Below are 8,662 nucleotides of genomic sequence, written 5' to 3' on the forward strand. Positions count from 1 at the left end.
ATGAGTGTTTCCGATACCACCAGCAGCCTGAGCATGAATGACATCCTGTCGAACTCCTCGAAGAAAACGAGCAGTACGACCGGCGATGGCATTGCCTCGGCCACCAACAGCACCACCGGCGGCCAGGCCCTGGGCAAGGATGCGTTCCTGCAACTGCTGGTCACCCAGCTGAAAAACCAGAACCCGCTTGATCCGCAGGACAACAGCGCCTTCGTTGCGCAGCTGGCGCAGTTCAGCAGCCTTGAGGGCATCACCACCCTCAACAGCACCGTCAGTTCGCTGGCCGGCAACTACAACTCCTCGCAAGCCTTGCAGGCGTCGTCGCTGGTGGGCCGCAACGTGATCGTGCAGACCAACACCGTTCAACTGGACGACCCGAGCAAAGGCATGACCGGTTCGGTCAGCGTTCCGTCGTCGATTGCCGGCGGCACCGTCAGCATTACCGACAGCAGCGGCACGGTGGTTCGCACCCTCGATCTGGGCAGTCGCGCCGCAGGCAGCGCGAGCTTCACCTGGGACGGCAAGGACAAGGACGGCAACCTGGTGAAGACCGGTACCTACACCGTCAAGGCCAACGCCTCGATCAATGGCACCTCGACCGATATGGCGACCTACCTGCCAGCCACGGTCAACAGCGTGACCATCAGCCAGACCGGTGGCGAGCTGATGCTCAACCTGTCCGGCAAGGGCACCGTCGCCCTGTCCAAAGTACAAACCATTGGTATATAGAGCCGACCAACCGGCACAAAGGAGTGGAATATGTCTTTCAATATCGGCCTTAGCGGTCTCTATGCAGCCAACAAACAACTGGACGTGACCGGCAACAACATCGCCAACGTCGCGACTGCCGGTTTCAAATCGTCCCGTGCAGAATTCGAAGACGTCTACTCGGCCACTCGCCTGGGTAGCGGCAGCAAGGTCATCGGCAACGGCGTGCGTCTGGCCAACGTGTCCCAGCAGTTCACCCAGGGTGACATCAACAACACCGGTAACGTGCTGGACATGGGCATCAACGGTTCCGGCTTCTTCACCATGAGCAACAACGGCTCGATTTCCTATACCCGTGCCGGTACGTTCAAAGTCGACAACGCCGGTTACATCACCAACACCGATTACACCTCGCGTCTGCAAGGTTACGGTGTGGATGCCAACGGCAAGATCATCAACGGTGTGTTGACCGACCTGAAAATCGATACTTCCAACCTGGCGCCGAAGTCCACCTCGCTGGTGACCTCGACCATCAACCTGAATTCGTCGGCACCGGTGATCACCGATACCGGCGCTAACGCTGTCGTCTTCGACCCGACAAAACTCGAGACATACACCAAGCAGTTCAGTACGCCGATCTATGATTCCCAGGGCAACTCGCACGTCATGGATCAGTACGTGGTGAAGACTGGCCAGAACACCTGGAAGGTCTACACCCTGGTAGACGGTCGTAACCCGGACGCTACCGGCAGCGATCCGAAGGTCACCGCGCCAGTGCCTTCCACCATGACGTTTGACTCTGCTGGCAAGCTGACCCAGGTCAGTACTCCGCCAGGTCCTGTGATCAGCAGTGACCTGAAGCTCACTGGCTGGGTGCCGGGTACTGTGGTTAATGGGACGTTCACGCCTAACGGCGCTTCGGCGAACCCGGCCGGTATCACCATTTCGATGGCGCAGACCACCCAGTACAACGCAGATACCGCTCGTTCGATTCCGACTCAGGATGGTTACGCCACTGGCCAGATCACCAACCTGACCATCGACGGCACCGGTACGCTGTTCGCCAACTTCAGCAACAACCAGAGCAAGGCCATCGGCCAGGTTGCGCTGGCCAGCTTCACCAACGAGCAAGGCCTGCAGCCTGTCGGCGGCACCAGCTGGAAAGAGACGTTCGCCTCGGGTATCCCGGGTTACGACGCGCCGAAAACCGGTACCTTGGGTGAGGTGGTGTCCAACTCGCTGGAAGAGTCCAACGTTAACCTGACCAACGAGCTGGTGGATCTGATCAAGGGCCAGAGCAACTATCAGGCGAACGCCAAGACTATCTCCACCCAGAGCACCATCATGCAGACCATCATTCAGATGACCTGATTGCGGTTTCTGATTGTGCAAGGGAGCCCCTCTTTTTGAGGGGCTTTTTTGTGGGCTATTGTTTTGTGGGCTTATCCGTTGCTGCGGTAACGGCTACTTAGGGTTTCGCCCTTACGGCGAGTCACTTTTTCAGACACCAAAAAGTAACCAAAAGGCTAGGTCCCAGCGTTCGGCCCTCGCCGTGGCTCGGGTTCCTTCGCTACGGTATTCATCCGGGGGGCATCGCCTACGGTTTGCTTCGCTGCACCTCCTCTCGATGTGTTTGGCTTCGCCAAACGGTCGCTGCGCTCCCACCCCCGGGTGAATCCCTCCACTCAGCCTGCCGACGGGCCCTCAGATCAAAAGCGGTACTCGAGCTAACGCTCATCGTGTTGGATGGCGGAAAAGCGAGCGCTTGGCTGTGGGAGTCAGCCTGCTGGCGATGGCGGCCTGACAGCCGACCAATCTCTGACTGAACGCACCCAGGCTCATGTAGGAGCTGCCGAAGGCTGCGATCTTTTGATCTTTGGCAGAGCACTAAAGATCAAAAGATCGCAGCCTCGTTGCACTCGACAGCTCCTACAGGTAAATGGCAGACAAAAGAAAACCCCCGACAAACCAGAAGTCTGTCGGGGGTTTTCTTTTGCCTGGAGGAATCAGGCGTCTCGCGACGCCTGACCCGGCTCAGCTTATTGGCAAGCTTCGCAATCCGGCTCGTCGATCGCGCAAGCCTTTGGCACTGGCGCCGGACCGGCCGGAGCGGCCAGAACCGAATCGTCGCCGTGGTTGCCGCCGCTGGAAACAGCATTCAGCTTGCCGGTGTTGATGGTCGACTTCTCGGTGCTGGTCGCGGCCAGGGCACGGAGGTAGTAGGTGGTTTTCAGACCACGGTACCAAGCCATACGGTAGGTCACGTCGAGCTTCTTGCCCGAGGCGCCGGCGATGTACAGGTTCAGCGACTGGGCCTGGTCGATCCACTTCTGACGACGGCTGGCGGCGTCAACGATCCACTTGGTGTCCACTTCGAACGCGGTCGCGTAGAGCTCTTTGAGTTCTTGCGGGATGCGCTCGATCTGCTGCACCGAACCGTCGTAGTACTTCAGGTCGTTGATCATGACCGAGTCCCACAGACCGCGAGCCTTGAGGTCGCGAACCAGGTACGGGTTGATCACGGTGAATTCGCCCGACAGGTTCGATTTCACATACAGGTTCTGGTAGGTCGGTTCGATCGACTGCGAGACGCCGGTGATGTTGGCGATGGTTGCGGTCGGTGCGATGGCCATGATGTTGGAGTTACGAATGCCTTTCTGTACACGGGCGCGAACCGGTGCCCAGTCCAGGGTTTCGTTCAGGTCAACGTCGATGTACTTCTGGCCGCGCTGTTCGATCAGGATCTGTTGCGAATCCAGCGGCAGGATGCCTTTGGACCACAGCGAACCGTTGAAGGTCTCGTACGCGCCGCGCTCGTCGGCCAGGTCGCAGGACGCCTGGATCGCGTAGTAGCTGACCGCTTCCATCGACTTGTCGGCGAACTCGACGGCAGCGTCGGAACCGTAAGGGATGTGCTGCAGGTACAGCGCGTCCTGGAAGCCCATGATGCCCAGACCGACCGGACGGTGGCGGAAGTTGGAGTTCTTCGCTTGCGGCACCGAGTAGTAGTTGATGTCGATCACGTTGTCGAGCATGCGCACGGCGGTGTTCACGGTGCGTTGCAGCTTGGCGGTGTCCAGCTTGCCGTCGACGATGTGGTTCGGCAGGTTGATCGAGCCCAGGTTGCAAACGGCGATCTCGTCCTTGTTGGTGTTCAAGGTGATCTCGGTGCACAGGTTCGAGCTGTGAACCACGCCGACGTGCTGCTGCGGGCTACGCAGGTTGCACGGGTCTTTGAAAGTCAGCCATGGGTGGCCGGTTTCGAACAGCATGGAGAGCATTTTGCGCCACAGGTCTTTGGCCTGGATGGTCTTGAACAGCTTGACCTTGCCCGGGTACTCGGTCAGGGCTTCGTAGTACTCGTAGCGCTCTTCGAAGGCTTTACCGGTCAGGTCGTGCAGATCCGGTACTTCGGAAGGCGAGAACAGGGTCCACTTGCCGTCATCGAAGACGCGCTTCATGAACAGGTCAGGGATCCAGTTGGCGGTGTTCATGTCGTGGGTACGACGACGATCATCACCGGTGTTCTTGCGCAGTTCGATGAACTCTTCGATGTCCATGTGCCAGGTTTCCAGGTAGGCACACACAGCGCCTTTGCGCTTGCCACCCTGGTTAACGGCTACGGCGGTGTCGTTCACTACTTTGAGGAACGGAACCACGCCTTGCGACTTGCCGTTGGTGCCCTTGATGTACGAACCCAGTGCACGCACCGGCGTCCAGTCGTTGCCCAGGCCACCAGCGAATTTGGACAACATGGCGTTGTCGTGGATCGCGTGGTAGATGCCCGACAGGTCGTCCGGAACGGTGGTCAGGTAGCAGCTCGACAGCTGTGGACGCAGGGTACCGGCGTTGAACAGAGTCGGGGTCGAAGCCATGTAGTCGAAGGACGACAGCAGGTTGTAGAACTCGATCGCACGGTCTTCTTTCTGCTTCTCTTCGATCGCCAGGCCCATGGCCACGCGCATGAAGAAGATCTGCGGCAGTTCGAAACGCACGCCATCCTTGTGGATGAAGTAACGGTCGTACAGGGTCTGCAGGCCCAGGTAGGTGAATTGCTGATCGCGCTCGTGGTTGATCGCCTTGCCCAGTTTTTCCAGGTCGAAGGAGGCCAGCACAGGGTTCAGCAGTTCGAACTCGATACCTTTGGCGATGTAAGCCGGCAGCGCCTTGGCGTACAGGTCGGCCATTTCGTGGTGAGTGGCGCTCTCGGCCACGCCGAGGAAGCCCAGGCCTTCGGCACGCAGGGTGTCCATCAGCAGGCGGGCGGTGACGAACGAGTAGTTCGGCTCACGTTCAACCAGGGTACGCGCGGTCATCACCAACGCGGTGTTGACGTCGTTCAGGGCCACGCCGTCGTACAGGTTTTTCAGGGTTTCGCGCTGGATCAGGTCGCCATCGACTTCAGCCAGGCCTTCGCAGGCTTCGGTGACGATGGTGTTCAGGCGGCCCATGTCCAGCGGCGCGAGGCTGCCGTCGGCGCGGGTGATGCGGATCGACGGGTGCGCGTCGACGGCGGCTTCGACCGGGGTATGGGCTGCGCGTTCTTTCGAACGGGCGTCACGGTAGATCACGTAGTCGCGAGCGACTTTCTGCTCGCCGGCACGCATCAGGGCCAGTTCGACCTGGTCCTGGATTTCTTCGATGTGGATGGTGCCGCCCGACGGCATGCGACGCTTGAAGGTCGCGGTGACTTGTTCGGTCAGGCGGGCAACGGTGTCGTGGATTCGCGACGAAGCGGCAGCGGTGCCGCCCTCAACTGCGAGAAACGCTTTGGTGATAGCGACGGTGATCTTGTCATCGGTGTAAGGAACGACAGTGCCATTACGCTTGATCACGCGCAGTTGACCAGGCGCGGTGGCGGCCAGATCCGAATTCGAATCGGCGGCCTGCGGCAAGGTGCCCTGCGGGTTCTCGCGAGTTGTGTCGGTTTGCATGGGGGGTGATCTCCACATTCTCTATGTTTGTTTGGGCACCATCATGGTGCTCACCGTTCTGGTCCGAAGCACTACAACCGACGGGCGTCGGGCATAACAACTTCGGATCAGTAGGAAAAAGGCTAATGACGCCGCATCCTTGCCGAAGTTTTTGGCTGCGAGCCAGGGCTCGAGCCGGATTCCTTCCCGGATGACAGTAATGACTGCAACACCCGTACCGTTCCGGTCGTTTCCGACCTGAAAAACGGCGCCATCCGCAAGTGCGGTTTGGGCTTTGAAAAACTTGCTTGGTTCAACCGGAAACTGGCAATAAAGCGCTTGAGTTTCAGGCCCGAAATGTGGTTGGTCGCCTGAGCGGAAAACCCTATATGTAGGGTCTCTCCTCGCGCCGTGCTACAAGATAATGCGTTTCGAGAGGGCTTGCAACGTACTAGCTGTGGATAAACCTGTGCGTAAATTGTGTAAGAAACCAGGAATTCCCGTGTAGGCCGCGAACCTGCTGAGCCAGACCGTTTGTCACTGTTTTTCACTTGGGAAAAACGCTTCAGCGGATTTTTAAGGGCGCGAACCCTATCACAAAAAACCGCCTTGTCCGAACGCATTTGCCGACTTGTGTTCTGCCGGTACGCCGTTTATACAATCGGGCGGCGTTTACCCATTCTTATGCTCCCAAAAGATGACAAAAAGACGGGAGCATCGGAATCTGCGGACAACCGCACGCCTGTGTAGGAGCTGCCACAGGCTGCGATCTTTTGCTTTTAAAAGGCAAGGTCAAAAGATCGCAGCCTGCGGCAGCTCCTACAGGGGGCAGTGTGTTTCTGCCTTATTAATAACAATAGAAAGCAGAGGTCACCGGTGGAGCAAGAAGCCTGGCAGGTATTGATAGTCGAGGACGACCAGCGACTGGCCGAACTCACCCGCGAATACCTGCAAGCCAATGGATTGCGCGTGGAGATCGAAGGCAACGGCGCGCAGGCGGCGGCGCGGATCATCAAGGAGCAGCCGGACCTGGTGATCCTCGACCTGATGCTGCCCGGTGAAGACGGCTTGAGCATTTGCCGCAAGGTCCGCGACCGTTACGACGGGCCGATCCTGATGCTCACCGCGCGCACCGACGATGCCGACCAGATCCAGGGCCTCGACCTCGGTGCTGACGATTACGTGTGCAAACCGGTGCGCCCACGGCTGTTGCTGGCACGGATTCAGGCTTTGCTGCGGCGCAGTGACAGCGCCGAGCCGGTCGCGGAAAAAAGCCGCCGCCTGCAATTCGGCCCGCTGGTGGTGGACAACGCCTTGCGCGAAGCCTGGCTCAGTGACAGCGGCATCGAACTGACCAGCGCCGAATTCGACCTGCTCTGGCTGCTGGTGTCGAATGCCGGACGAATCCTCTCTCGCGAAGAGATTTTCACTGCGCTGCGTGGCATCGGCTATGACGGTCAGGACCGCTCGATCGATGTGCGCATTTCGCGCATCCGCCCGAAAATCGGCGATGACCCCGATCATCCGCGCCTGATCAAGACCATCCGCAGCAAAGGCTATCTGTTCGTTCCGGAAGCCTGCGTGGATCTGGCGCTGTGAACTCGATCTTCCTGCGCATCTATGGCGGCATGTGCGCGGCGCTGATTCTGGTGGCGGTGCTTGGGGTGCTGGCATTGCACCTGCTCAATCAGGTGCGCAGCGAGCAATACCGCGAGCGCCTGGCCCATGGCACGTTCTCGCTGATGGCCGACAACCTCCAGCCGATGAACGCAACCGAGCGCCACCGGGCATTGTTGGTCTGGGAGCGCCTGCTGGGGATTCCGCTGGCGCTGAAGACGTTTTCCGAGACCGATCTGGATCTCTCTCAGCGCGCCCGGGTGCTGCGCGGTCAGGCCTTGGTGGAGCAGACCGGCCCGCATGCGGCGCGGGTCTATCGGCTGGTCAGCGACAAGGAACAGTTGCTGCTGACCGGCGATGTCCAGCAGATCAGCGAACAACTGGCCCGTGCGACTATTTACCTGCTGGCCGATGAACTGGTGCGGGTGCCGGTTGGCGAACAGCCCAAGCGGCTGGCGCAGTTGAAGGAGGAGAAAGGTTTCGGTTTTGATTTGCGACTGGTCACGGTCAACGAGGCCGACATGGACGAAGACCAGAGCCGCCGTGTGTCCGAGGGCGATACGGTGATGGCGCTGGGCAAGGGCGGGGACTCGATCCGGGTGTTTGCCGGCATGGTCGGCACGCCGTGGGTGCTGGAGATCGGCCCGCTGTATCAGATGAATCCGTATCCGCCGCAATGGCTGGTGCTGATTGCGGCCCTCGGCCTGAGCCTGATCGGGCTGATCGTTTATCTGTTGGTGCGCCAGCTCGAACGACGTCTGCGCGGTCTCGAAGCCGCCGCCACGCGCATCGCCAAGGGCAGTCTGGAAACCCGCGTGCCGGCCCGTGGCGCTGACTCGGTGGGGCGGCTGGCGGCAGCGTTCAATGGCATGGCCGAGCACTTGCAGCAGTTGCTGGCGATCCAGCGCGAACTGGTGCGCGCAGTGTCCCATGAGTTGCGTACTCCCGTGGCGCGTCTGCGGTTCGGGCTGGAGATGATCGGCTCGGCCACCACCCCGCAGGCGCTGGAAAAGTACCGCGAGGGCATGGATCACGACATCGAGGATCTCGATAAGCTGGTGGACGAAATGCTCACCTACGCGCGGCTGGAGCAGGGGTCACCCGCGCTGACCTTTCAACGCATCGACCTCGATGCGCTGGTCAATCAAGTCATCGAAGAACTGGCGCCGTTACGTGCCGAGGTCACTGTACAACGCGGGTTGTGCCTGTCCGCTGCCGATAATGACGGCGCCTGGGTCGAGGCCGAGCCGCGCTTCCTGCACCGCGCGTTGCAGAACCTGGTGAGCAACGCGATGCGCCATGCGCACTCGAGCGTCACGGTGAGTTATCAGGTTGGGCAACTGCGCTGCCGGGTGGATGTCGAGGATGACGGGCCGGGTGTGCCGGAGTCAGCGTGGGAGCGCATCTTCACGCCGTTCCTGCGT

5 protein-coding genes are annotated in these 8,662 nt (G+C 59.9%); 4 read left to right on the forward strand and 1 reads right to left on the reverse strand.

What is annotated here, in order from left to right:
- The gene (gene flgD, locus L6D63_RS10370; protein WP_047295813.1) at positions 1-729 is read left to right on the forward strand and encodes a flagellar hook assembly protein FlgD; all 729 of its coding nucleotides are present in this window, start codon (positions 1-3) and stop codon (positions 727-729) included.
- A 30-nt stretch (positions 730-759) separates the two neighbouring features.
- Positions 760-2,079, forward strand: a complete 1,320-nt coding sequence (flgE, locus tag L6D63_RS10375) for a flagellar hook protein FlgE (RefSeq protein WP_047295811.1) — start codon at positions 760-762, stop codon at positions 2,077-2,079.
- A gap of 668 nt (positions 2,080-2,747) precedes the next feature.
- Here the strand turns inward: flgE and L6D63_RS10380 are convergent.
- Complete coding sequence (locus tag L6D63_RS10380; RefSeq protein ID WP_041067575.1) at positions 2,748-5,642, reverse strand: ribonucleoside-diphosphate reductase subunit alpha; 2,895 nt, start codon at positions 5,640-5,642, stop codon at positions 2,748-2,750.
- Between the two features lie 855 nt (positions 5,643-6,497).
- Here L6D63_RS10380 and L6D63_RS10385 point away from each other — a divergent pair.
- Both L6D63_RS10385 and L6D63_RS10390 read left to right on the forward strand, forming a co-directional pair.
- On the forward strand, positions 6,498-7,220 hold the full coding sequence (locus tag L6D63_RS10385; protein WP_095668549.1) for a response regulator: 723 nt from the start codon (positions 6,498-6,500) through the stop codon (positions 7,218-7,220).
- Positions 7,217-8,662, forward strand: a 1,446-nt coding sequence (locus L6D63_RS10390; RefSeq protein ID WP_236170319.1) for a histidine kinase dimerization/phospho-acceptor domain-containing protein, incomplete at its 3' end; no start/stop codon positions are given. The genes L6D63_RS10385 and L6D63_RS10390, both read left to right, overlap by 4 nt.

Origin of the sequence: Pseudomonas parakoreensis (assembly GCF_021602155.1) — a bacterium.
Lineage (GTDB): Bacteria > Pseudomonadota > Gammaproteobacteria > Pseudomonadales > Pseudomonadaceae > Aquipseudomonas > Aquipseudomonas parakoreensis.